We start from the raw sequence: 22321 nt of genomic DNA on the forward strand, positions 1-22321 counted from the left end.
CGCGAACGATCCGCACAAAGTTTTATATGACGCGTGGTTATGAAACCCGAAAAAGAGGGCCGTCACAAAGTGACAAGGGGGCGGCCCTAAAGCCGCCCCCGGTCAACCGCATCTGTTTGCTTGCTAATGCGTGCCGCAGCCGCCGCCGCAGCCGGAGCAACCGCCCTCGCTCTGAGGCAGGGGCACGTTGGGCTCCACCATAAAGCCCATGGGGGTGAGGTCGATTTTCACGCCTTCCACCTGGGCCAGCAGATCCTTGTTGATGCAGAAGGTGAAGCCGCCCTGATCCTCGCTCTGGTCCTCATCTGTGGTGGCGTCGAGTGCCAGCGCAAGGCGCGGGCCGCTGCAACCGCCGGGGGCAAGGTAAATGCGAATGTCGCTTTTGTCCTTGCCTTCAAAGTAGGCTGCCAATTCTTTTTGAGCGCTTTCGGTAAGTTCGAGCATGGTTCCTCCATGATTTTTTCGGGTAGTATATATTCCGAAAAACAGGCTGAGATGCTTCATCGGCTGACGGGGAACCAGGCCCGTTTGGTTAGTGGCTTCCGCAGCTTGAGCAGCTGCTGCAACCATCGCCTTCTGAAGCAAAGGGCACGTCGGGGGTGAGCGTGAATCCCATATAGGTTAAATCAACGGAAACTCCCTTCACTTCATCCAGCAAAGACTTGCTCATGCAGAAGGTGTACCCAGCCTGTTTCTCGGTTGCATCCTGGTCATTCGGCTCGTCCAGAGCCAGAGCGAGGCGCGGGCCGCCTCAACCAGCCGAGAGGTAAATCCGAATCGGATCCTTTTTCTTGTCCGCGAAGAAGGTATCAAGCTCCTTGCGGGCAGTGTCGGTCAACTGAATCATGATGTCCTCCATATTTCTGGTGCCCATAGTAACTAAGGCCATGCTTCTGGCTTGTCAATTGTCGGGGGACTTTTCTTCAATCACAAAAAGCGGTAGGGTTTTGCCAGGCAGATGCCACGGGAGGAAACATGAACACAACCCTGCTGCTCGAGCAGCACGAAATGGCGCGCATGCTGGAACGCCTGGCGTCCCAGATTATGGAGCGCCACGCCAAGTGCGACCATGTCATGCTGGTGGGTATCGAACGGCGCGGCGCTGATATCGCCCGCCGCCTGTCCGCCCTGCTTGAGGAGCGCCTTGGGCATCCCGTGCTGCTGGGCACGCTGGACATAAACCTCTACCGTGACGACTGGACAAGCCTCGAAGGCAAACCCCACATCGGGCAGTCGCGCATACCGGCCAGCGTTGACGGGCGCGTCATTATTCTTGTTGATGACGTGCTGTACACCGGGCGCACCATACGTGCCGCCCTGGAAGCCCTGCTGGACTACGGACGCCCCATGGCTGTGGAATTGCTGGCCTTCATTGACAGGGGACACCGCGAGCTGCCCATTCACGCGGATTATGTGGGCCGCATGGTCAATACCAGCCGCCAGGAGCGCGTTGACGTGCTGCTGGCTGAACGGGACGGACAGGACGCCGTACACCTGACGGCAAGTCCCGTATAGTATGTGATGGCGACAGGCGGCCCGGCAAAAACGCCCCGCCTGCACGAATCATCCGGTCGCCGCGTGCGGCCTTCATCCTCCCCCCCCACGGATACAGTCCGTGCGGCGAAAATCAAGGAGCGCACATGCTCACGCGCAAGACCTGACGCAATCCCGGCAGCTTCACGGTGTGGAGTGTATGCGGGCGGCGGCGCGTTTTGCGGCAAGGAGCATGACGCGGCAAACCTGAGCACGAGGTAATCCTCCGTCCGCGTTCTGTCGGCCGTTATGGCCGTCAACGCAACGGGCGCAAGCCCATAAACAGGAGCAGGAGGATACCGATGAAACAATATTTCAACATCCTTTCCACCACTACGGGCATAGTTGTAGTGGGCCTCATCTTCGGCGTTTTGGCCGTATTGCTGCAACAGGCGGGCAATCCGGGCAATATGGGTATCTGCGTAGTCTGCTTTAACCGCGACATCGCCGGGGCTGTCGGTCTGCACAGGGCTGAAGTCGTGCAGTACCTGCGTCCTGAAATTCTGGGCATGGTACTGGGAGCCTTTGCGGCGGCCATGCTTTTTGGCGAATACAAGCCCCGTGGCGGTTCCGCCCCCATCACCCGGTTTTTCCTCGGAGCCATCGCCGGTATCGGCGCGCTGGTTTTTCTGGGCTGCCCCTGGCGCGTCATCCTGCGCCTGGCCGGCGGCGACGCCCATGCGATCTTCGGGCTTGTGGGCCTTATAGTGGGCGTGGGCATAGGCACCATCTTCTTCCGCATGGGTTTTTCACTGGGCCGCAGCCAGAATCAGGGCAAGATATCGGGCCTGCTGCTTCCCGCGCTCATGCTCGGCCTTTTGGTTTTGTATCTTGCTGATCCCCAGATCATAGGCGAACTCAAGAGCGGCGTGCTCTTTTACTCCATCAAGGGGCCGGGCTCGCAGCACGCGCCCTTTATCTTCTCCCTGTGCGCTGGCCTCGCCGTGGGCTTTCTGGCCCAGCGCAGCCGTTTCTGCACCATGGGCGCACTGCGCGACGTCATCCTTTTCAATCAATGGTATCTGGCCCTGGGCTTTATCGCCATGTTCGCGGCGGCTATTGTCATGAACCTCAGCCTGGGCTCCTTCCATTGGGGATTTGAAAACCAGCCCGTTGCCCAGCCCGACGACCTCTGGAACTTTATGGGCATGGTTACGGCGGGGCTTGCCTTTGCTCTTGCGGGCGGCTGCCCTGGCCGCCAGTTGTTCATGGCGGGAGAAGGCGACAATGACGCCGCCGTCTTTGCAGTGGGTCTTATCGTCGGCACGGCCATGGCCCACAACTTCGGCATGGCCTCCAGCACTGCTGGCATAGGCCCCCACGGTATGGCCGCCACCCTGGCCGGTCTTGGGATTTGTCTGTTCGTCGGATTTTTCAACTGCAAGCGAGGCGCGTAATGTCCGAACTCATTGATACCCGTGGCCTTTCCTGCCCGCAGCCGGTGCTGCTTTTTCTCAATGCCCTCAAGGGGGATGCCGCCAGCTCGTTCAGCGTGCTGGTGGACAATGACGCCAGCCTTGAAAACGTCAGCCGCGCAGCCCGCAACCGGGGCTTCAGTGTGACGACCTCTGACGAAGGGCAGGGCGTCACCCGGCTGGAAATAGAAAAGTCCTGACATACAATCCGCAGTTTTGCATGCGAATAACAGCCGGGCGGGCTTTGCCGCCCGCCCGGCAGGATACAGCAATGGACAACATGCCGAATACGAGCAACAAGCCTTCCGGCGGGCTGCTGGACAGGATGGGAAGCCTTTTGCGCGGATGGCGCGACAAAAAAGAGCCGTCCGTTCCGGACAAAACTCCTGGCACGGCAGGCGCTGGCAAGGCGCTCAGCGACAGGGGGCTGCTGGTCTTTTCCCATACGGGAGAGGTCATCAAGGCCGAGGGCCTGCTCCGTCAGGCGGGGCTTGCCGTTGAGGTCAAGGGGCCGCCGCCGCAATTGCGCACTGGCTGCGACATGGTGGTGGTTTTTGAACTGGTCAGTCAGACCGCCGTGCTGGAAGTTCTCCATAAGGCTGGCATCCGTCCGGAAAATGTCGTCACCGCCCATGACGTGCTGCTTGAGCCTGTGTCCCTGTATCAGGTCAAGCGTCTGGATCACTGGCTCATGGTGCGTGCCGCCAATATGAAGATCACCCTGGACACGCGCGACGGCCGCATTGTGAACATTTCCGGCGGCGGCTGCCCGGATGTGCCCTGGCTTGCGCATTGCCTGTGCGGCATGCGGCTGGATGAAGCGCCGGAACCCCGGAGCCTGGGGCAGACGCTCTGCTGCTACAGCCTGCAAAAGGCCTATGAAGAATTGCGGAGGCAGTATCCGTGTGGTATATAACGGGAACTTTACCGGATAAGGATATGGGATTTTGCGAGGCGGCAACGCAGGCGCCGTCGTCGGTGCGTGACGGCATGCTGCACCTGCCGGACGGGAGCGCCGTCCCTGTGCAGCGCGGCACAGCGGCCCTGGCGGCCACGGCCCTTCTGGCCTGCGAGGCATTGGGCTTTGAACCGCCCCGCCTTCTGCTGGCCGGTGACATCGGTTCCGGAGCGGGCAGCCGCGCCCTGTACACATGGCTCACGGAACATGCGGCAAGGCTGGCCCCCAGCGGGCTGACATTCCACTATCTTTTCCCGGATGTGGATTGGCACAACCGCGTGCTCATGGCCATACAGGCCTTGCCGTCGCCACCCCTGCTGGTGGCCGACGCGGGCTTCATGTATGTGGCCAAGATGAGCGGCTACGCCGATGCCTACGATCTTTTCACACCCGACCTGGGGGAAATGGCCTTTCTGGCTGACGAAAAAGCGCCGCATCCTTTTTACACCAGAGGATTTTTACTGACCGAGGAAGAGGATATTCCCGGGTTGCTGGCCCGCGCCCAGGCGCACGGCAACTGCCCGGCCAACCTCATCATCAAGGGGCGCGCCGATCATATCATCTGCGAAGGACGCCTTGCCGCGACCATCGAGGAGCCCTCGGAACCTGCCATGGAGTGCATCGGCGGTACGGGCGACCTTGTGACGGGCCTTGTGACGGCCCTGCTGGCGGGGGGGATTCCCCTGTGCAGGGCCAGCGTCGCCGCAGCGCGTCTGGCGCGGCTTCTGGCACGCTACTGTGCGCCCGACCCCGGCACGCAGGTGGCCCAATTGCTGGCCCGGCTGCCCGAGTTTTTGCAGGAACATGCCGAGGCTGTTCTTGCAATGGACTGAGGCTGTGGCAGCCACGCTGACGGCTCCCGCAAATCGTATTTTTCAGGTGAATGAAAACGCTGAAAAGTGAAGCAGTTCAAAGTTCATCTGCTCCAGGTCTGGCAGCAACATAAAAGAATAAAAGTTGCCATGGCTGGGCCTTGCGTCAGAATAAAAAAAGGCCGCCACGGCGAATGCCTGTGCGCGGCCATGAGCATTGCTTATCCAGAATTTGCGTTATTCTTCTTCCAGCACCTTGAGTTCAGCGGACAACTGGCCGGAATTATAGCGCAAAAGAACATAGCCCCCCTGCGCCAGAGCGCCGGGATTGACCACAATGGTACGGCCCACACGGTCTACGGCCCGTGCCTCGTGGATATGCCCGCACAGGCAGATGTCCGGCTGGGCTTCTTCAAGAAACTCGCGTACCGCAGTGGAGCCCACATGCACGTCGCCGGGTATGACGTCGCAGGCCGTGTCCTTGGGCGGATTGTGCGACACAAGCACGCTGTGCGGATAGGAGCGGGCCTTCTGCCAGCAGGCTTCAAGCCATGCGGCGAAAGCTGATTCGGGAAATTCGCTGGGCGTGCCAAAGGGCGTGAAGGTGGAAGCGCCAACCCCGAAGATGGCCGTGTCCGGCGTAAGCTCGCGCGTTACGGTGTGCAGGTTCCAGCCCTTTTCACTGAGCCACTGGTCCACTTCAGGGCGATCCATGTTGCCTATCTGCGCGAGAATCATAGGATTATAGCTACGTAGAACATCCATGACCTGCTCCGCCTGCTTGACGCCGCCTGTCACCGTGAGGTCGCCTGTGACGATGATGCCGTCGGCCTGGCTCAGTTCAGGAATCTTGGCAAAACGCTCGGTTTCATCATGTATATCGCCAACGGCGATCCAGAGGTAGTCCTGGGCGGTAGAGCTTGGCATGGTGGGGTGTCCTTTGTTATATTGACGCTGCAATAATGCTGCCATACTTCAGCATATAAGGAAAGGCCCGGCATGAGTGAAAATCCCCCTGTGAAGGCCGTGCGGCCGCTGCCGCCGGAAGCGGTGGCCACGCGCAAACAGGCTCTGCGCGAGCGCATGACCAGGCTTCGCCGTGAGCAGTCCCGGCACCTTGCTCGTGAGCGGGCAGTGGCGGCGCAGGAAAAACTGCTCCGGGCGGACTGCTGGCGTCAGGCTTCATCAGTGGCGCTTTACGTGGGCGTCAAGGACGAGCTTGGCACCGGCCTGTTGCTGGAAGCGGCATGGCGTGAAGGGCGCACCCTCTGGCTGCCGCGCGTCCGGCACGGACAACCCGGCTTTATGGATTTTGTGGCGTGCACCAGCCGCGAGCAACTGCGGCCCGGCCCTTTTGGTCTTGTTGAGCCGGAAGCGGACCTGCCGGGTTTTGGCCCTGAAGACGTGTCCGCTGGCGCTGGCAGGGCCTGCTCTCCGACGGGCGGCGCGGCCTTTGCCCCCTCGCTGATGGTGCTGCCCGGCCTGGCTTTTGATCTTGAAGGCGGCCGCCTCGGGTACGGCGGCGGGTATTATGACCGGTTTTTACAGGCCGGGCTTGAGTGTCCACGCGTGGGCTTCTGTTTCGATTTTCAGCTTGTCCCTCCCTTGCCCCTGGCCCCCTGGGATCAGCGGGTTCACCATCTATGCACCGAAGAGCGTCTGTTGTGCCTATAAGCTATATCCCCTTTGTGTTTCCCGGCCTGGATTCCGTGCGTTGCGCCTTTCAGACCCGCCCCGGCGGCGTGTGCCGTGGAGAGTACGGCGGCGGCAATATTTCCTTCAGCGTTGGGGACGACGCGGCCCTGGTGGCGGCCAACCGCGAGAGCCTGCTGGCGGACCTGCAATCCCAGGGCTTGCGCCGCTGGGCGGAATTGCAGCAGGTGCACGGCGATGTCATGGCCTTTGAGCCGACCCCTGTGGCCTGCGACGCGGTGGCGGTGGAAGAGGGGGACGGCATGGCCACGACCGAACCCGGCCTGGGCCTGCTCATCAAGACGGCGGACTGCCAGCCCATTTTGCTGGCGCATAAAAGCGGCAGGTACGTGGCGGCCATGCACGCTGGCTGGCGCGGCAACCGCTGCGACTTTCCTCTTTCAGGCGTGGTGCGCTTTTGCGAGCACTATGACCTCAGGCCGCAGGACGTCTTTGCCGTCCGGGGGCCGAGCCTTGGCCCTGGCAAGGCGGAATTCATCAATTTTGACAAGGAATGGGGGCCGCAGTTCGTGCCCTGGTTTGACGAAGAAAGCCGCACCATGGATCTTTGGGGATTGACCCGCCACCAGCTTGTGCAGGCGGGTATTCCGACACGCAATATCTTTGGTCTGGATATCTGCACCGCCAGCAACAACGACCAGTTTTTCTCCTACCGTTGCGCCAGAGCTTCGGGCCGCCAGGCCAGCATTATCTGGATTGAGAAAAACTGAAGAGTGTTGGGGCATCGGCGTGGACTGGCGGAATGTTTTGCAGCTTAGACGGCTGCCAGCCCGGTTGCAGGCCGCCCATGGCGCAGGGCCGCCTGCCCTGTGATTCTGGCCAGCCCGCCCGGCATTGACAGGCTTGCCGCCCCCGCCTACAGTAGGCGCGGCAATGGTAGCCGGGTTGCCCGGCTTGAAAAGGGAATCCCGTTAGAAGCGGGAGCGGACCCGCCGCCGTAAGGCTCGCCAACCTCGCACCACACAGCGCCACTGGAAACGGGAAGGCCGGTGAGAGGGAGCCAAGCCGGAAGACCTGCCTTGCCCCATGCCCCGCCTTTGGTAAGAGCCGTTAACGGATGAAATGAATTAACGGCTCTGTAGGGATTTTACTGAAAATCCCTGCAACGAAATGCGTGCAGACAGGCTTTTGCCTGCCATGCGCGAGTATTTCACGCGGTAAACAGGGTGTGCATGGCAGCGGCATGAGCCGCCACGGCAACGGGATTTTGTCGGCAGGATTGAGGAAATACGGGCCTCTTCCTTCATGAAGCAACAGATGTTTCATGCGGGAAGGGGCTTTTTTTATGCCCACGCGCTCTGCGCGGGGCCTTCAAAGGGCGGGCATGACCGCGACATCACATTCCTCTTCTCCCTCCGGGTTGTCATCCGTGCGCCTGTGGCCCGCATTCGCGGCCTTGGCGGCGCTGTGGCTTGTTTCCCTGCCGCTGGCCTGCCTGCCCGGGCCGGTTCCGCTGGCGGCGGGCCAGGTTTTTCACGCCCTGGCGGCGCAACTGGGGCTGGCCGCGCCGCCGCAGGATACGTCGCTCATGCTGGTGGTGGGGCAGATACGCCTTGCCCGCGTGTGCCTTGCGACCCTGTGCGGCGGCGCTTTGGCCGTGGCGGGCGTGGCCCTGCAAGGGGTTTTGCGCAACCCTCTTGCCGACCCCTTTACCCTGGGGATTTCGGCGGGCGCGGCCTGCGGCGCAAGCATCGCCATCGCCCTTGGCGGCGTTGCGGGCAGAGCCCTGAGCGGCCTTTTGTCGGCAGTGCATATTTCCCTGCCGGGGCCTGCGGCCCTGGTGGCTCCGGCGGCCCTGGCGGGCGCGCTGCTGGCCCTGGCCGGAGCCCTGTGGCTCGGCAGGGGCGACGGCGGCTTCAGGCGTGAGAGCGTCATACTTGCGGGCATTGCCGTGGCGGCCTTTCTGGGCGCGCTGGTGGCATTGATCAAGGCGCTCAATGAGGAATCCGTAACCAGCATTGTTTTCTGGATTATGGGGTCATTTCAGGGGCGCGGATGGGACAGTCTGCCCCTGTTGCTGGCGACGTTCGTGCCTGGCCTGCTGGCTGTGGCCTTGGGCTGGCGCGCGCTGGACGTTCTGACCATGGGCGACGAGCAGGCCGCCCAGCTTGGGCTGAATGTGGGCCGCGCGCGGCTTTGGCTGCTGGCCGGGGCAAGCTGCATGACGGCTGGCTGCGTGGCGGTGGCCGGGGTCATCGGCTTTGTGGGCCTGGTGGTGCCGCACGTGCTGCGCCTTGTGTTGGGCTGCGGTCACGGCCCCCTGCTGGCCGGAGCGTTTTTTGGCGGCGGCGTGCTGCTGGTCTGGGCCGACGTGCTGGCCCGCAGTGTGCTGGACGGCGGACAGGAACTGCCCGTGGGCGTGGTTACCGCGCTTCTTGGCGGGCCATTTTTTGCCCTGCTGGTGCGGAGGCGGACATGACGCAGAGAGCGCCCGCGCCCGATGCCACGCCCGCTGGCCTTGCGTCAAGCCAGGACACAGGCCAGGGCACAAGCCAGGCCGCCAGCCCATTCGAGGCCAGGCCCGCCAGCGGCGGCCCGTCCGCTACGGCGACCCCGCCCATGCTTGAGGTGCGCAACCTGCGCTCCGGCTACAGGGGGCGGCCAGTATTGCAGGGCGTGAGTTTTGCGGCGCGGGGCGGTGAATGCCTGGCCCTGCTTGGCCCCAACGGCAGCGGCAAGACCACGCTGTTACGCAGCCTTTCCGGCGTGCTGCACGCGCAGGAAGGGGAGGTTTTTCTTCAGGGCAGGTCCCTCGTGGACATGAAGCCGCGCCAGCGCGCGCGGCTGGCGGCTGTGGTGCCGCAGGGCGGCGAGTACCCGCGTGAGCTTACGGCGCGGCAGATGGCCCTGCTTGGGCGGTATCCGCACCTTTCGTGGTTGGGCTGTTACGGCCGCAAAGATTACGCGGCGGTGGACGAGGCCCTGGAAGCCTGCGGCGCTGCCGCGCTGGCCCCGCGCCGTCTTGCGGAACTGTCGGGCGGCGAACTGCAACGGGTGCTGCTGGCCCGCGCCCTGGCGCAGGAAAGCCCGCTCCTGCTGCTGGACGAATTGGCCTCAGGGCTGGACATGGCCCGCATGGCCGGACTTTTTGATTTGCTGGAACGCCGTCGCGCCGCCGGGGCCTGCGTGCTCATGGCTGTGCACGACTGTAATCTGGCGGCCATCTATGCCACGAGGCTGTTGGGCCTCAAGGCCGGAAAACTTGTTTTTGACGGTCCGGTGGACGCGGTTTTTACCGAGGAGAAGCTCAGTGCCCTTTATGATATCCCTATCGGCGTTTTGCCGCACCCGCTTTGGGGCCTGCCGCAGGCCTTGCTGGCGCGGGCGCATGGCCCCCGCAGTCATGACAGCTTTGCCGCATGCCCAGGCGACGCATGTTTTGGCGACGCTGGCGCTGGCCCTGGTTTTGACGCTGTCGTCAGCTTTGGCCCTGCCGCTGGTTTCACCAACCGCGACGCTGGCCGCTGAACCAGCGCAACTATCCACTCCGGCCGTTACTGCCCCTGCGTCGGCGTCTGCGTCCGCCGTTGTTCCGGTCAGCGTGCGTGACGATACGGGGCATGAGGCGCGTCTGGAGGCTCCGGCAAAGCGCATCATAGCCCTGTACGGAGCCTTCAACGAGCTTTTGCTGGCGCTGGGCGCTGGCGACAGTCTTGCGGCCCGCACCGTGGCTGACGCGAATATTCCCGGTCTGGAGCATCTGCCCGCCATAGGCACCCATATGCGCCCCAATGCCGAACTTATCGTGCAGCAGTCGCCCGACCTCGTCATCCAGCTTGCCGGGCGCAACGAAGCGCTGTTGCAGACCGAGGCCTTGCGCGCCCTCGGCCTGAACGTGCTTGTTTTTGAAATGAATTCCTTTGAGCAGATGTTTGGCGTGCTGCAAAAGCTCGGCCAGCTCACCGGACGCGAGGCTGAAGCCGCCCGGCTGACTGACGCGTGGCAGGCGCGGCTCGCTGACCTTGAGGCCCGCTACAAGAACCAGAAACCGGTACGTGTTTTTTATGAGGTGCGGTACCCCAATCTGCTGGCGGCGGGGCGGGGCGGCATTGTGGATGACATCATATCCCGCGCTGGCGGCCGGAATGTGGTCACGGACGAAAAAAAGCTGGTGCGCTTCAATGAAGAAGCCCTGCTGGCCGCTGACCCGGATGCGTACATCATCCAGAGCGGTCCTATGAACCCCGACCCTCAGCCCCTGGATCAGCGTCTGCATTACAAGGACCTGCGCGCGGTGCGCGAGGGCAGGGTGCTCACGGTGGATGAAGAGCTTTTTGCCCGCCCTGGGCCACGCTCTGTGGACGCCGCCGAAGAGCTTGGGCGTTTTTTGCATCCCGAGGCGGCACGCTGATTTTCTGTGATTTCCCTTGATTTCCCCTTAACCTGACATTCTGACCACAGGACAAGAGAGCTGAGCATGACAGGAGTTTTGTACGGCGTGGGCGTCGGGCCCGGCGCTTCAGACCTGCTGACGCTGCGGGCGGTGAACGCCCTCGGCAAGGTGGACGTGATTCTGGCGGCGGCTTCGCCCAAAAATGACTATTCCGCCGCGCTGGAAACCGCCCGGCCACACTTGCGGTCTGACGCGCGCATGCTGCGTCTGGAATTCCCCATGACGCGGGATCGCGCCGTGCTGCGCGACGCCTGGCGCGTGGCCGCCGAAAAAACGCAGCAAGTCCTGGAAGACGGCGAAAATGCGGCCTTTCTGACCATTGGCGACCCGCTTGTCTACAGCACCTTTGGCTACCTCATACAGACGCTCAGGGAACGCGCGCCCCACCTGCCCATTGAGATCATCCCCGGCATTACCTCCATTCAGGCGGCAGCCGCGCGCGCGGGCGTCATTTTGTGCGAAAACAGCGAAACCCTGCGCGTCATTCCCGGCATCAACAGCCGCGACGAGCTTGAAAAAGCTCTCGATGGGGCTGATACCGCCGTTATCCTCAAGGCGTACCGCAACCTTCCGGCCATTGCGGACGCCCTGCGCGCCACAGGACGGCTGGACTCCTGTATTCTGGCCAGCCATGTGGAGCAGCCCGCCGAAAAGCTGCGCCGTGGGCTGGACCCGGAACAAGGCACCCCGCCCTATATGTCGCTGATCATCAGCAGAAAACCCGTGAGCAACGACTAGTACCGTTTCACTTCGAAATATTTTGTGGTGGGAAATGCTCTGTGGGGGAGGGACCCTTTTGAAAAAGGGTCCCTCCCCCACGCCCCCACCCCTTGGGCGAAACAGCATATATAAAGCGAAAGCCAGCAATTCCCTCATGATCGGGAACTGCTGGCTTTTGCAGTTGTGGAGGCGGGTTTGCGTAAGCGGCGCAGCCGCGTAATCAGCAGATGCGCGGCAATTGCGCCCCTTCAAGCATGCCCAGCAGACGGCGGCCGCCGATGCGGGTTTGCAGGCTCACCTGCGCCTTGCCCTCCGTGACCGTGCCCACGCGCGCGGCCTCCTTGCCATAGGGCGAGCGGCGCATGGCCTCAAGCGCGGCCTCGGCCCTGTCCTCAGGCACGATGCAGATGCATTTGCCCTCATTGGCCAGGTACAGGGGGTCCAGCCCCAAAAACGAACAGCCGTTCCGCACGGCCTCGTGCACGGGAATGGCCGTTTCGTCCAGAAGAATGCCCATTTGCGACTGTTCGGCAATCTCGTTCAGCGTGGTGGCAAGGCCGCCGCGCGTGGGATCGCGCAGCACATGCACTTCACCGGCGGCTTCGAAAATGTCCGCGATCATATGGTTGAGGGGCGCGGAATCCGAAGCCACGTCCGTGAGAAAGGACAGCCCTTCGCGGCTGCCCATAACCGTAAGGCCGTGGTCGCCCATGGCTCCGCTCACCAGCACCGCGTCACCGGGGCGCGCGCTGTGCCCGGACGGGGCCGGGTTGGCAAAAACTTCACCTATGCCAGTGGTATTGATAAATATTTTGTCGCAGGCCCCTCTGGGAACCACCTTGGTGTCGCCAGTGACGATGAGCACCCCGGCTTCGCGGGCCGCCGCCGCCATGTCGGCAGTGACGCGTTCAAGCGTTTCCAGCGCAAGGCCTTCTTCAAGGATGAAGGCGCAACTGAGGTAGCGGGGGCGAGCGCCCAGCATGGCCACGTCATTGACGGTTCCGTGCACGGCGAGGCTGCCTATGCTGCCGCCGGGAAAAAACAGGGGCGTCACGGTGTAGGAGTCCGTGCTCATGGCCAGAGGGCCGCGAATGTCGGTCAGCAGGGCCGCGTCATCCATGCGCTCCAGCAGGGGGTTGGCGAAGTGGCGGAAAAAGCACTGGGACACAAGACGCTGCGAGGCGCGGCCACCGCTGCCCGCATCCAGAAGAAGACAGTCTTCCATTATCTCTCCGAATATTTGAAGTAGGCGGCGCAACTGCCCTCGGTTGACACCATGCACGGCCCCACAGGCGTGGCGGGGGTGCACTTTTTACCGAACAGGGGGCAGTCCGGCGGCGCCATGCGCCCCTTGAGCACGTCCCCGCAACGACAGCCGGGCAGGGGGGGCACATCGGGCAGTTTGAGGTCAAGGCGCACCATGGCGTCCAGGTCCTGGTATTCCGGCCTCAGGGTGAGGCCGCTCAGTGGAATGCTGCCAATGCCGCGCCAGAGGGCGTCCGCAGGGGTGAAAAACTGATCCAGCAGCGCGCGGGCGCGGGGATTGCCCGTATCGCCCACAGCCCGGGGATAGGCATTGACCACAGCCGGGGCATTGTCGCGTATCTGCTCGGCCATCATGCACAGGGCAAGAAGGATGTCGGCGGGCTGAAAGCCCCCCACCACGCCGGGCACACGGTACTGTTCCGCCAGAAAGGCGTAAGGCTCCAGCCCAAGGATGGTGGACACGTGGCCTGGCAGCAAAAAGGCCTCCACAGCGCACTGGCTGTCGTCCAGCAGGGCGCGCAGCGCGGGGGGAACCAGTTTGTGCAGGGAAAGCACGCAGAAATTTTCGAGCTTTCGCTGGCGGGCCGTCAGCAGGGTGGCGGCAACGGTGGGGGCCGTGGTTTCAAACCCGATGCCCAGAAAGACCACAGTATCGCCGGGGTTCTGCTCCGCCAGGGTCAGGGCGTCCAGAGGGGAATAGACGATCTCCACGCGCGCGCCTTGGGCCTGCGCGTGTTTGAGGCTGCGCCCGCCGGGGCCGGGAACGCGCAAAAGATCCCCAAAGGTGGCTATAATGACCCTGTCGCGCTCCGCCAGATCAAGAAAGGCGGCCACTTCAGCGTCATGGGTGACACAGACGGGACAGCCCGGCCCGGAAAGATGGGCCACCGTATCGGGGAGCAGAGAGCGCAGGCCGCTCTGAAAAATGGCTACCGTATGGGTGCCGCACACTTCCATAAAACGCATGGAGCGTCCGTCCAACGCCCGGTTGAGGCGGTCCAGCAGGCCGCGGCAGAGCTGGGGGTCCTGAAAGGCTTGTTCCAGTTGCATGATGCTCCCTTTGTGGCTGTGTACGTTAGAGCAGTTTACGAATGAAATGAGTTAACTGCTCTGCAAGGATTTTTTTGAAAATCCTTGCCACGAAATGCGAGTAGGTTGGCTTTTGCCTGCCGTACGCGAGCATTTCAAGTGTTAAATGCTCTAGGGCCTGTGGATTCAGCTGGATCAGATCAATGTTGAAATGGTTCACAGTTCAGTTTGTCATTCAGCCGAAATGCGGTTTTCAGTTGAATCCACGCCACGTTGCGGCGCGTTGATCGCTCGTGCGGCGTTAGAGCATTTACCCTTTTTTTCAAGGATAAATGCTCGAAACAAACTGTATGACCATGAAATTCGTGTTTTCCGGCAGGGAGAAGCTGTTACGCAAGACGTGCCGTCACCTCTGTCAGCGCATAAGGTTTTATGCGGTGTGGGTAGAGCCGCACCCGTCGGGCGTACAATTGTGCTCCCTGCCGGAGCGCAAAAAATTTCTGTACCTGCCCCGGCCTCAGGGCAGGGGAGCCAGCATGTCCAGGCCGGTGCCCACGGGCAGGCCGCACATGAGGTTGGCGTTGGCCAGGGCCTGCCCCGAAGCGCCACGGCACAGATTGTCGATGGCCGACAAAATGGTGAGCCTGCCCGTGCGCGGATCTACCACAAGACCAAGGTCGCAGAACATGCTGCCGCGCACAAAGCGGGTTTCTGGCAGTGAGCCCTTGGGCAGCACGCGTATCCAGGGGCTGTGCGCCCAGGTGCTCATGAAGGCCTCGCGCACCTGATCCAGCGTGGTGGCGGGGTCTTTCAGCCTCGTATAGATGGTGGACAAAATGCCCCGATTGAGCGGCAGGATGTGGGTATTGAACGAGAGGCGCACGTCATGCCCGGCCAGCAGGGAAACTTCCTGCTCAATTTCCGGGGTATGCCTGTGGGTGGGCAGGCCATAGGCGCGGAAATTGTCCGACACCTCGCAAAAGAGCGTGCCGACGGCGGCCTTGCGCCCTGCGCCCGTGGCGCCGGACTTGGCGTCCACCACAATGTCGTCTGTATGCACAAGACCGTTCTTGATTGCCGCGTACAGGCCCAGAATCACCGAGGTCGGGTAGCAACCGGGGTTGGCGATAAGGCTGGCGCGGGATATCTCGGCCGCATACAGTTCGGGCAGGCCGTACACGGCTTTGTGCAGGATGTCCTTGTGGGTGTGTTCCTGCCTGTACCAGGCGGTGTAGATTTCGGGGTCGCGCAGGCGAAAGTCGGCCGAAAGATCCACGACCCTGGTTCCGGCCTTGATCAACGGCGCGGCCATGCCCATGGCTGTGCCCGCAGGCACGGCAAGAAAGACCACGTCGCATTCACTGGCGGCCTGATCCGGGTCAAAAACGCTTATGACAACATCCGAACCGGGCATATGCTCCAGAAAAGGATAGTATTCACCAAGACGTTTGCCAGCCTCGGCCCGCGAGCAGGCCATACTGAGGCGCATGGACGGATGACTCGCCAGAAGCCGTGCCAGTTCCATGCCCGCATATCCCGTAATGCCCACCAGACCCGCGTTGAATGTCTTCATGCCCAATCCTTATAAGAAAACGCTGATTAAAGAGCCTCTTGGAAACGCGCAGTTATTTTGTTTGGCAAGGCGCGATCTTTTTTTGAAGCAGGAGTGGACTCTTCTGTCCTCGACTGTTTCAAAAAAAGTGAAGCAACGCCGCCAAACGGAATAAATCAGCGTTTCCATAACACGCCGCAAAGGCATCTGAAAAAGTACATAGAACGCCCGCCGCCCTGGGCAGGCGCGCCCCGTGGTCATAGCACCGCTTGCAAGCGCCAAAAGGGCGTTCACGCGGGCGTTACGCGGGCTTTCGCTCTTTGCCGGACAGGCATTCGCAGTTGGGCCCGCACTTTATGACAAACTTCAAGCGCAGTTCGTAGAGGATGCCTTCAAGCAGCTTTCGCTCCTGGTCGTCAAGGCTGTTCTGCGTTTTGGCGTGCAGCATGTCAAGCACGTCGATGCTGTGCTTGGCCAGGGGCAGATTGACCTCCGTGGTTCCGGTGTCAGGGCTGGGAACTTCACCCAGGTGCACCAGCGCTGATGAGGCCAGCGAAAGTATAAAGGTAGAAAACGTCACTTCAGGCATGGGCCCGGATGAGCATCCACAGGGTTTCTGGCTCATGGCGACCTCGTGGCGCGCTGCGCCCGGCTTGGCAGGCGCGGCAACTAGCGCCGTGGTACTCGGTTGGGGGGCAAATTCCAGGGCGATTTCACTTTGAAACGGCTCTGGCGGCATGCGCGTGCTCGCGCTGTGGCGGCGATGACGCGGGTTTTCGCGCTGACAAGCGCCTCACGTCGTGCCGCACCTTTTATACCTGTACATACATCTGGGCATGCGCATTCTCAAGGGTAATCTGCTCTAAGGAAGTCTGTAAAGAGCCTCCTGAAAACGCGCTGGTATTTCGCTTGGCAAGGCGCGATCTTTTTTTGAAGCAGGAGTGGACTCTTCCGTCCTTGACTGTTTCAAAAAAAGTGAAGCAATGCCGCCAAACGAAATAAATCAGCGTTGCCCTAGCTGTTGTACACCAGGGGCAAGGGTTCGCCCGGTTCTCCCGCCAGAGCGGTCCGGTACGCGGCCAGCCCCTGTTCCAGGTAGTCGCGCGAACCGCAGTAGCCGCCCACGGCGCACAGGCAGTCGTTGAGGGCGTAAACGCCCGCGATAACATCGGCCCAGTCCACCCATCCCATATGTCCGACGCGGGCCATACGTCCCTTGAAATGGTCCTGCCCGCCAGCCATGGACACGCCGTGCTTTTCCTGCGCCATGCGCAGAACCTCGACGCCATCGACGCCTTCGGGCAGCAGCACGCTGGTAATGCCCCAGGCAAAGTGTTTCTTGGCAAAAAGTTCCAGACCCATGGCCGTAAGGCTGGCGCGGGTCAGCATGGTCAGCGCCCACTGCTTGGCGTACAGGGCCTTGAGGCCGTTTTCCAGCAGCATGTCCAGGCTTTCCTTGAGACCAAGGATAAGCCCCACGGGCGAGGTAAAGAGGGTCTGCCCCTTGTGGACGTATTCCCGCTCTTTTATCAGGTTGAAGTAGAAGCAGCCCGGAGTCAGCTTTTCAGCACAGGCCCAGGCGCGTTCGGACAGGGCAAGCAGGGCCAGGCCGGGCGGCAGCATAAGGCCTTTTTGCGAACCCGTGAGCAGGCAGTCCACACCCCATGCATCCATGGGGCAGGGGGAAAGGCCCACTGCGGAGATGCCGTCCACCAGCAGCAGGGCCTGACTGTCGCGCGTGATGCGGGCCACTTCTTCCACCGGGTGCAAAACGCCCGTGGACGTTTCGGAAAGCTGTATGAGCACGCCTGCAATGGACGGATCGGCGTCAAGGGCGGCTTGCACGGCCTCTGCCGTGACCGCCTCGCCCCAGGGCACGATGATGGACTGTACCTCAAGGCCATGCGAAAGGGCGATTTCGCGCCAGCGCTGGCCGAATTTGCCGCCTTCGACCACCAGAACCTTCTGGCCGGGGGCAAAGAGGTTGTATACGGCGGCAGTCATGGCTCCCGTGCCGGAACAGGACAGGGGCAGCACTGTGCTGGTTGTGCCGAAAAGCGTCTTGAGGCCGACCTGCACCTGCGCCATGATTTCTTTGAATTCGCCCTTGCGGTGGTGGATCATATCCCTGGCCAGAACAAGGCGCACGCGCTCCGGCAGAGGCGTGGGGCCGGGGGTGAGCAGGCGAAACTTGTTGAGCATGTGGCTGTTCCTCGTGGTTTATGCGCCGGATGATGCGTGTTCCTGTTGCGCCGTAGATATACGGTTGCCGTTCCGTCCGTCGGAGAGCGACAGCATGAAGTATTGCAGGTCAGCAGTTTGCGCCCGCGAGCCTCCGGCGTCAAGCTTTTGCGGCCTATGCGGCAAGGCGGCCCCGGTGTTTTTCGGCGGGTTTTCCGGATTGCGGGCCCGTTGCCAGCCGGGTTGCCTGCATGGGTGCTGCCGGATATCAGCCAGGCAGCGCCATGTCGTCAGCTGGGCGCAGTGTGCGCCCGGCGCGCCTGCGCAACTGTTTTGCCTTGCAACTGGGGAACCTTGCAACTGGAGAGCCTTGTTACGCAAAACTTTTATTGCTGCTGTTGCTGCTGCTGCTGCGCGTTCATGGCCCGTATGGTCTCAAATGTCAGGCGCAGCGTCTCCATCTGCTCCACAAGGGCGTGATCCCCTGGGCTGGCCGCTATGGTAAGCAGCATGCCGGGATTGTCCAGCATGGCAATGAGGTCAAGCACAAGCACCGTGCGCCCGGGAGTGGTCTTGATGTCAAGGCTGCCGGGCCTGGCGGCGAAGGCCTGCAGGTTTTGGCGTATGATCGCGTTCTGCGGGGTGTCCCTGATGCCGGGCAAAGCGGCGAGGGCTTGAATGGTGGCCGCCGCCTGCGGCGCGTTCGGAAAAAGGTTCAGCCCCGTCCATGCGACAGCGCCGTCATCCTTGTAGCTCAGCGTGAAATCACTGAAGCTCTGGGTGAAAAGTTCCTCAACCACGCGGGAGCCAGGTTTGTCGTTCATGTTCAGCGAGCAGACGACCTGCCCCAGCCCAGGGGCGCGTACTTCGGCTGTTTTATGGCTGACGGTCCCCGTGGTGCGGGATTCAAAGACCATATCCATGTTCAGGGGGGGCAGGGTCATGTCCAGTATCGCGTAAAGCAGGCCGGAAGACGCGGTAAAGCCGGTGATGCTGCTTTTGGTGTGCGTGGGCGTGTTTGAAAACCACTCGAACTGGCTTTCCTTGACCTGCACGGTGCTCGTATCCACGGCAAAGGTCATGTCACTGGCCTGAAATTTGCGCAGCAGGGGCGGATCATAGTTAAGGATGGTTTCCATGAGCGGGATCAGCTGCTCCTGGGTTTCCTTTGCTTCAGGATTTTCACTGAGGGCCACAAGCTGGCGCATCATGTCCTCTTCAGGCAGGGCTATTCCTTCCTGAAGCAGGCGTCCGGCGGCCATGGTCTGCGCCCCGCCGATGCGGACTTCCATATCGTCAATGGCAAGGCTTGCTATGGAGCGTCCCTTCCAGCCGGACATGCGCATTTCCTTGAAGCTCACCCTGACGGAGCCATTGGCGTCGATGATGTCCGCGCTGACAAAGTGGGCGCTGGTATTGTCCGCCCCCATCTCGTAGGTGGCGGTGATCATGTCGATGGGCTCGTGTCCTTCAAGGGCCTGGCCTATGACAAAGGGGGTGGCGCGGATGACGTCCATCTCCTCACGCTGCACCAGAACCCTGCTGTAGGGGGTTGTCATGGCGATATTGCGCACCACCACATTTTCGGCGACATCCAGAGGTTCATTGCCTTTGAGGATCATGAACCGCAGGGGCGTGAGGGCCAGCAGCATGCGCAGGGGCAGCCGAAAAGAGATTTCAGAGGCAAGCCATGTTTCGGGCCCGTTGGCCTGCTCGCCACGCAACGCCAGGCCACGGATGAAAATTTCGCGCGTAAAGGGCGAAAATTCCACCTGATCTGCCGAAGCGGCATAGGGCTTGCCCTGAGGACTGCGGGACAGGTTGCTGAGCCCATTGAGAACCTGCTCCTGTATGGTGGAGCGCAGCCCGAATCCCAGGGCGGTCAGGCCGCCAGCGACCAGAATGGCCAGTATTATCAATGTTTTCAGCAGTTTTTTCATGAGGGAGGTTTTCCTTTATATGATGGCTGGCTGGCGGTTGGGCCGCGCCAGCCTTGGCGACGCGTTACGGGTTTTGCGGTCAGTCCACCCGGTGGTGACAACCCAGGCTTGTGGGGTTGCGCATGGCTGCCTGGGTGATGACGTAGGCCGTCTGCGAACCGTGAAAAAGGTCCACCAGACGGCGGGAAATACGTGTATGCTTGTAAAAGTCGTGTATATGGCGCACAAGGTCGCGCATGTCTTCAAAGGCCCGGCGTAGGCGGGCCTCTGTGCGTGAAATGCCCACGTAGTTCCACATGGTGTTGCGGATATTGGCCCAGTCCTGCGCCACCAGGGCCGGGTCGTCGCGCCGCTCGTCGCCTTCATGCAGCCAGTCGGGGATGGAGGCGGCGAGTTTATTTGAAAGGCCGCGTTCGCTGTTCAGGCGGCGGGACAGATCCTTGCCGCAACTGACGCCCCACACAAGGGCCTCGAGCAGGGACGTGCTGGCAAGGCGGTTGGCCCCGTGCAGGCCCGTGCAGGCGCATTCGCCTATGGCGTAAAGCCCGCGCATGGAGGTGCGCCCGCGCACGTCCGTGAGCACGCCGCCGCAGAAATAGTGGGCGGCCGGCACCACGGGGATGGGCTCACGGCGGATGTCGATGCCCGCCTCAAGGCATTTCTGGAACACGGTGGGAAAGCGTGTGGGAAGGTCCTGCTGCACGCCGCTTACGTCCAGAAAGAGGCAGGGCGCGCCGTTGTGCAGCATTTCGTCCATCATGGCTTGCGACACCACGTCACGCGGGGCGAGATCCGCGCGCGCATCGTAATCTTTCATGAATGCCTGCCCCTTGTGATTGAGCAGGCGCGCGCCCTCGCCGCGCATGGCCTCGGTGATGAGGGAGCGGCGGTTGCTGCGCTCCTCATACAGGGCCGTGGGGTGAAACTGCATGAATTCCAGATTGGCCAGCGACACGCCAGCGCGAAAGGCCATGGACACGCCCGTGCCAACGCAACCGGCCGCGTTGGTTGAATGCAAAAAAACCTGCCCCACGCCGCCTGTGGCGAGCACTGTCCAGTCGGCCAGGATGGTTTCGGGTTCGCCGCTGTCCTCGTTGAGCACATAGGCCCCCAGGCAGCGGTTATCGACCTCGTAGCGCAGTTGCGAATTTTTGGCGTGGTGGTGGCTTGTCAGAAGGTCGATGGCGGCGCGGCGGTGCAGTCGCGTGATGCGTGGGTGCGCCATGACCTGTGCCGTCAGGCCGTCCATCATGGCGCGGCCGGAATAGTCACGGCAGTGCAGGATGCGGGGGGCGGAGTGCCCGCCTTCGCGCGCGAGGTTGAAGCTGCCGTCTTCATTGCGGTCAAAGGGAACCTTGGCGCGCTCGATGAGCATGCTGTCAACGCATGCGGGGCCCTGACTGCAAAGAAAGCGCACGGCTTTTTCATAGTTGTAATTATGGCCCGCGACCAAAATGTCTTTTTCCAGGGCCAGGGCATCGCCCTGAGGTTCGGCCTTCTGTTTGACCGGGCTGCTGGCAGTGTCGGCAGCCGCGTGCGCGGGGGTGTCGGCGCGGTAGATGATACCCCCTTGCGCCAGTTCGGAATTGCCGTCGGCCAGTTGGGCTCCGGCATTGATGAGAAGCACTTCATAACCGGCGTCGGCCAGGGTCAGGGCGGCGGTGCATCCGGCAATGCCCGAACCGATTATCAATACGGGCACATGACGGCGACTGGCATTCACTGGGCAAACCTCACAGGCCGCATGCTTCAAGCATACGGGTTAATGAAAGACGGGCGGGGGGGCAAAGTTGCGCCTCAATCTCCAGAGGAGTGGCTTTTTGTGAAACAATTTCAGTCAGTATAGTCCAAAGCTTCTTTTCCGTCACCTTGGCCATATTGCCGCAAATGGCGTGGCCCAGGGGGATAATGCGGCACTGGCCCTTAAAGTGGTCGGCCAGGCGGTGAACAAGGTTGTTTTCTGTGCCCACGATAAGTGTGGAGCCAGGCGCTTCGGCAGCCACGCGGGCCGCGTCCTTGATGAGAAAGGATGTGGAGCCCGCGCCGTCGCAGACGGCAATGACGTCTTCGCGGCATTCGGGGTGCGCAATGACGCGACAGCCGGGGTGGGCGGCGCGCATTTCGCGCACGTCGTCGGGGTCAAAGCGGGCGTGGATGGCGCAGCAGCCGGGCCAGAGCAGCAGTTTTCTGTCCAGGGCCTGAGTTTCCGGCTCGACCAGCCCCTTGGAACCTATGCGCAGCACGTGCCGGTCATGCGGCGGTATGCCAAGGGCCGTGGCCGTGTTGTTGCCCAGATGCCTGTCGGGCAGAAAGAGCACGCCGTCTCCCTGTTTCATGGCCCATTGCAGCATGACGCCCGCGTTGGCCGAAGTGCAGACCGCGCCGCCGTACTCGCCCACAACGGCCTTGAGGGCTAGGTCTGTGTTGACGTAGGCCAGGGGAATGATCCTGCGCCCGGTTGCGTAGAGCTGTTCCAGAACTTTGCGGGCCAGGGGGGCGGGCGTCATTTGCGACATGAGGCAGTCAGCGTCCAGGCTTGGCAGATAGACGGACTGCCCTGGCTTGGCCAGGAGCGCGGCGGATTCGCCCATAAAATACACACCGCAAAAAACAATAAAGTCCGCGTCAACCTGGGGCACGCGCCGGGCCAGCTCCAGGGAGTCTCCCGTAATGTCGCAGTGCTGCACCACGGCGTCATTCTGGTAGTGGTGCCCCATGATGCAGAGTTTGTCGCCCAATTGTCGCTTGATAGCCTGAATTTCGGCACTGATATTTTGCATGTTCTTTTTCCTGCGCTGAAAAGATGCGG

The 22321-nt window shown here is 61.8% G+C and carries 22 protein-coding genes and 1 riboswitch; of the genes, 11 read left to right on the plus strand and 11 right to left on the minus strand.

Going from position 1 to position 22321, the window contains the following annotated elements; translation table 11 throughout:
• Positions 1 to 123: 123 nt before the first annotated feature.
• Both DESU86_RS11580 and DESU86_RS14710 read right to left on the minus strand, forming a co-directional pair.
• The gene (locus tag DESU86_RS11580) at positions 124 to 444 is read right to left on the minus strand and encodes an IscA/HesB family protein (protein ID WP_179981186.1); all 321 of its coding nucleotides are present in this window, start codon (positions 442 to 444) and stop codon (positions 124 to 126) included.
• 88 nt (positions 445 to 532) lie between these two features.
• Entirely contained in the window at positions 533 to 847 is a 315-nt protein-coding gene (locus DESU86_RS14710; RefSeq protein WP_179981187.1) for an IscA/HesB family protein, read from the minus strand.
• 128 nt (positions 848 to 975) lie between these two features.
• On the opposite strand from DESU86_RS14710, the gene pyrR reads away from it, so the two are divergent.
• From pyrR to DESU86_RS11610, 5 genes are all read left to right on the plus strand, one after another.
• Complete coding sequence (gene pyrR / locus DESU86_RS11590) at positions 976 to 1515, plus strand: bifunctional pyr operon transcriptional regulator/uracil phosphoribosyltransferase PyrR (RefSeq protein WP_179981188.1); 540 nt, start codon at positions 976 to 978, stop codon at positions 1513 to 1515.
• A gap of 320 nt (positions 1516 to 1835) precedes the next feature.
• Positions 1836 to 2930: a YedE family putative selenium transporter gene (gene yedE, locus DESU86_RS11595; RefSeq protein ID WP_179981189.1), complete on the plus strand. Its 1095-nt coding sequence runs from the start codon at positions 1836 to 1838 to the stop codon at positions 2928 to 2930.
• Positions 2930 to 3148 (plus strand): sulfurtransferase TusA family protein, encoded by a 219-nt coding sequence (locus DESU86_RS11600; RefSeq protein WP_179981190.1) that lies wholly within the window; start codon positions 2930 to 2932, stop codon positions 3146 to 3148. The genes yedE and DESU86_RS11600 overlap by 1 nt, the downstream gene beginning before the upstream one ends.
• 71 nt (positions 3149 to 3219) lie before the next feature.
• Positions 3220 to 3864, plus strand: a complete 645-nt coding sequence (locus DESU86_RS11605) for a DUF3343 domain-containing protein (protein ID WP_232088350.1) — start codon at positions 3220 to 3222, stop codon at positions 3862 to 3864.
• Positions 3865 to 3887: 23 nt separating this feature from the next.
• A complete protein-coding gene (locus DESU86_RS11610; RefSeq protein ID WP_179981191.1) occupies positions 3888 to 4739 on the plus strand; it encodes an NAD(P)H-hydrate dehydratase in 852 nt (283 codons plus the stop codon).
• Positions 4740 to 4955: 216 nt separating this feature from the next.
• On the opposite strand, the gene DESU86_RS11615 is transcribed toward DESU86_RS11610, so the two are convergent.
• Positions 4956 to 5645 (minus strand): metallophosphoesterase family protein, encoded by a 690-nt coding sequence (locus DESU86_RS11615; RefSeq protein ID WP_179981192.1) that lies wholly within the window; start codon positions 5643 to 5645, stop codon positions 4956 to 4958.
• 72 nt (positions 5646 to 5717) lie between these two features.
• Here DESU86_RS11615 and DESU86_RS11620 point away from each other — a divergent pair, with 72 nt between their 5' ends.
• The 6 genes from DESU86_RS11620 to cobI all read left to right on the plus strand — a co-directional run bounded on the left by DESU86_RS11620 (position 5718) and on the right by cobI (position 11562).
• Positions 5718 to 6392 carry a 5-formyltetrahydrofolate cyclo-ligase gene (locus tag DESU86_RS11620; RefSeq protein ID WP_179981193.1) on the plus strand — a complete coding sequence of 225 codons (675 nt, stop codon included), beginning with the start codon at positions 5718 to 5720 and terminating at the stop codon, positions 6390 to 6392.
• The gene (locus DESU86_RS11625; RefSeq protein WP_179981194.1) at positions 6383 to 7141 is read left to right on the plus strand and encodes a polyphenol oxidase family protein; all 759 of its coding nucleotides are present in this window, start codon (positions 6383 to 6385) and stop codon (positions 7139 to 7141) included. Before DESU86_RS11620 ends, DESU86_RS11625 begins: the two co-directional genes overlap by 10 nt.
• A 146-nt stretch (positions 7142 to 7287) precedes the next feature.
• A riboswitch (cobalamin riboswitch) is annotated at positions 7288 to 7467 on the plus strand.
• Positions 7468 to 7755: 288 nt separating this feature from the next.
• Positions 7756 to 8850, plus strand: a complete 1095-nt coding sequence (locus DESU86_RS11630; RefSeq protein ID WP_232088351.1) for a FecCD family ABC transporter permease — start codon at positions 7756 to 7758, stop codon at positions 8848 to 8850.
• A 140-nt stretch (positions 8851 to 8990) separates the two neighbouring features.
• Positions 8991 to 9899: an ABC transporter ATP-binding protein gene (locus tag DESU86_RS11635; protein ID WP_179981814.1), complete on the plus strand. Its 909-nt coding sequence runs from the start codon at positions 8991 to 8993 to the stop codon at positions 9897 to 9899.
• Between the two features lie 73 nt (positions 9900 to 9972).
• The gene (locus tag DESU86_RS11640) at positions 9973 to 10782 is read left to right on the plus strand and encodes an ABC transporter substrate-binding protein (protein WP_232088427.1); all 810 of its coding nucleotides are present in this window, start codon (positions 9973 to 9975) and stop codon (positions 10780 to 10782) included.
• 66 nt (positions 10783 to 10848) lie between these two features.
• Complete coding sequence (cobI, locus tag DESU86_RS11645) at positions 10849 to 11562, plus strand: precorrin-2 C(20)-methyltransferase (RefSeq protein ID WP_179981195.1); 714 nt, start codon at positions 10849 to 10851, stop codon at positions 11560 to 11562.
• Positions 11563 to 11764: 202 nt separating this feature from the next.
• Here cobI and hypE read toward each other — a convergent pair whose 3' ends face one another.
• The 8 genes from hypE to nadA all read right to left on the minus strand — a co-directional run bounded on the left by hypE (position 11765) and on the right by nadA (position 22292).
• Entirely contained in the window at positions 11765 to 12769 is a 1005-nt protein-coding gene (hypE, locus tag DESU86_RS11650) for a hydrogenase expression/formation protein HypE (RefSeq protein WP_179981196.1), read from the minus strand.
• Positions 12769 to 13860 (minus strand): hydrogenase formation protein HypD, encoded by a 1092-nt coding sequence (gene hypD / locus DESU86_RS11655; protein WP_179981197.1) that lies wholly within the window; start codon positions 13858 to 13860, stop codon positions 12769 to 12771. Before hypD ends, hypE begins: the two co-directional genes overlap by 1 nt.
• Positions 13861 to 14356: 496 nt before the next feature.
• On the minus strand, positions 14357 to 15412 hold the full coding sequence (argC, locus tag DESU86_RS11660) for an N-acetyl-gamma-glutamyl-phosphate reductase (RefSeq protein WP_179981198.1): 1056 nt from the start codon (positions 15410 to 15412) through the stop codon (positions 14357 to 14359).
• Between the two features lie 280 nt (positions 15413 to 15692).
• On the minus strand, positions 15693 to 16016 hold the full coding sequence (locus DESU86_RS11665) for a DUF1844 domain-containing protein (protein ID WP_179981199.1): 324 nt from the start codon (positions 16014 to 16016) through the stop codon (positions 15693 to 15695).
• Positions 16017 to 16405: 389 nt separating this feature from the next.
• Complete coding sequence (locus DESU86_RS11670) at positions 16406 to 17593, minus strand: pyridoxal-phosphate-dependent aminotransferase family protein (protein ID WP_179981200.1); 1188 nt, start codon at positions 17591 to 17593, stop codon at positions 16406 to 16408.
• Between the two features lie 365 nt (positions 17594 to 17958).
• Positions 17959 to 19512, minus strand: a complete 1554-nt coding sequence (locus DESU86_RS11675) for a hypothetical protein (protein WP_179981201.1) — start codon at positions 19510 to 19512, stop codon at positions 17959 to 17961.
• Between the two features lie 79 nt (positions 19513 to 19591).
• Entirely contained in the window at positions 19592 to 21235 is a 1644-nt protein-coding gene (gene nadB, locus DESU86_RS11680) for an L-aspartate oxidase (RefSeq protein WP_179981202.1), read from the minus strand.
• 10 nt (positions 21236 to 21245) lie between these two features.
• Positions 21246 to 22292 carry a quinolinate synthase NadA gene (gene nadA / locus DESU86_RS11685; RefSeq protein WP_179981203.1) on the minus strand — a complete coding sequence of 349 codons (1047 nt, stop codon included), beginning with the start codon at positions 22290 to 22292 and terminating at the stop codon, positions 21246 to 21248.
• Between the last annotated feature and the right edge of the window lie 29 nt (positions 22293 to 22321).

The sequence above is a fragment of the Desulfovibrio sp. 86 genome, from assembly GCF_902702915.1.
Lineage (GTDB): Bacteria > Desulfobacterota > Desulfovibrionia > Desulfovibrionales > Desulfovibrionaceae > Desulfovibrio.

Excerpts from the sequence above, each read along its gene's own strand:
- DESU86_RS11580 (WP_179981186.1), bottom strand. The coding sequence starts at position 444 with ATGCTCGAACTTACCGAAAGCGCTCAAAAAGAATTGGCAGCCTACTTT.
- pyrR (WP_179981188.1), top strand. The coding sequence starts at position 976 with ATGAACACAACCCTGCTGCTCGAGCAGCACGAAATGGCGCGCATGCTG.
- yedE (WP_179981189.1), top strand. The coding sequence starts at position 1,836 with ATGAAACAATATTTCAACATCCTTTCCACCACTACGGGCATAGTTGTA.
- DESU86_RS11600 (WP_179981190.1), top strand. The coding sequence starts at position 2,930 with ATGTCCGAACTCATTGATACCCGTGGCCTTTCCTGCCCGCAGCCGGTG.
- DESU86_RS11605 (WP_232088350.1), top strand. The coding sequence starts at position 3,220 with ATGGACAACATGCCGAATACGAGCAACAAGCCTTCCGGCGGGCTGCTG.
- DESU86_RS11610 (WP_179981191.1), top strand. The coding sequence starts at position 3,888 with ATGGGATTTTGCGAGGCGGCAACGCAGGCGCCGTCGTCGGTGCGTGAC.
- DESU86_RS11615 (WP_179981192.1), bottom strand. The coding sequence starts at position 5,645 with ATGCCAAGCTCTACCGCCCAGGACTACCTCTGGATCGCCGTTGGCGAT.
- DESU86_RS11620 (WP_179981193.1), top strand. The coding sequence starts at position 5,718 with ATGAGTGAAAATCCCCCTGTGAAGGCCGTGCGGCCGCTGCCGCCGGAA.
- DESU86_RS11630 (WP_232088351.1), top strand. The coding sequence starts at position 7,756 with ATGACCGCGACATCACATTCCTCTTCTCCCTCCGGGTTGTCATCCGTG.
- DESU86_RS11635 (WP_179981814.1), top strand. The coding sequence starts at position 8,991 with ATGCTTGAGGTGCGCAACCTGCGCTCCGGCTACAGGGGGCGGCCAGTA.
- cobI (WP_179981195.1), top strand. The coding sequence starts at position 10,849 with ATGACAGGAGTTTTGTACGGCGTGGGCGTCGGGCCCGGCGCTTCAGAC.
- hypE (WP_179981196.1), bottom strand. The coding sequence starts at position 12,769 with ATGGAAGACTGTCTTCTTCTGGATGCGGGCAGCGGTGGCCGCGCCTCG.
- hypD (WP_179981197.1), bottom strand. The coding sequence starts at position 13,860 with ATGCAACTGGAACAAGCCTTTCAGGACCCCCAGCTCTGCCGCGGCCTG.
- argC (WP_179981198.1), bottom strand. The coding sequence starts at position 15,412 with ATGAAGACATTCAACGCGGGTCTGGTGGGCATTACGGGATATGCGGGC.
- DESU86_RS11665 (WP_179981199.1), bottom strand. The coding sequence starts at position 16,016 with ATGAGCCAGAAACCCTGTGGATGCTCATCCGGGCCCATGCCTGAAGTG.
- DESU86_RS11670 (WP_179981200.1), bottom strand. The coding sequence starts at position 17,593 with ATGCTCAACAAGTTTCGCCTGCTCACCCCCGGCCCCACGCCTCTGCCG.
- DESU86_RS11675 (WP_179981201.1), bottom strand. The coding sequence starts at position 19,512 with ATGAAAAAACTGCTGAAAACATTGATAATACTGGCCATTCTGGTCGCT.
- nadA (WP_179981203.1), bottom strand. The coding sequence starts at position 22,292 with ATGCAAAATATCAGTGCCGAAATTCAGGCTATCAAGCGACAATTGGGC.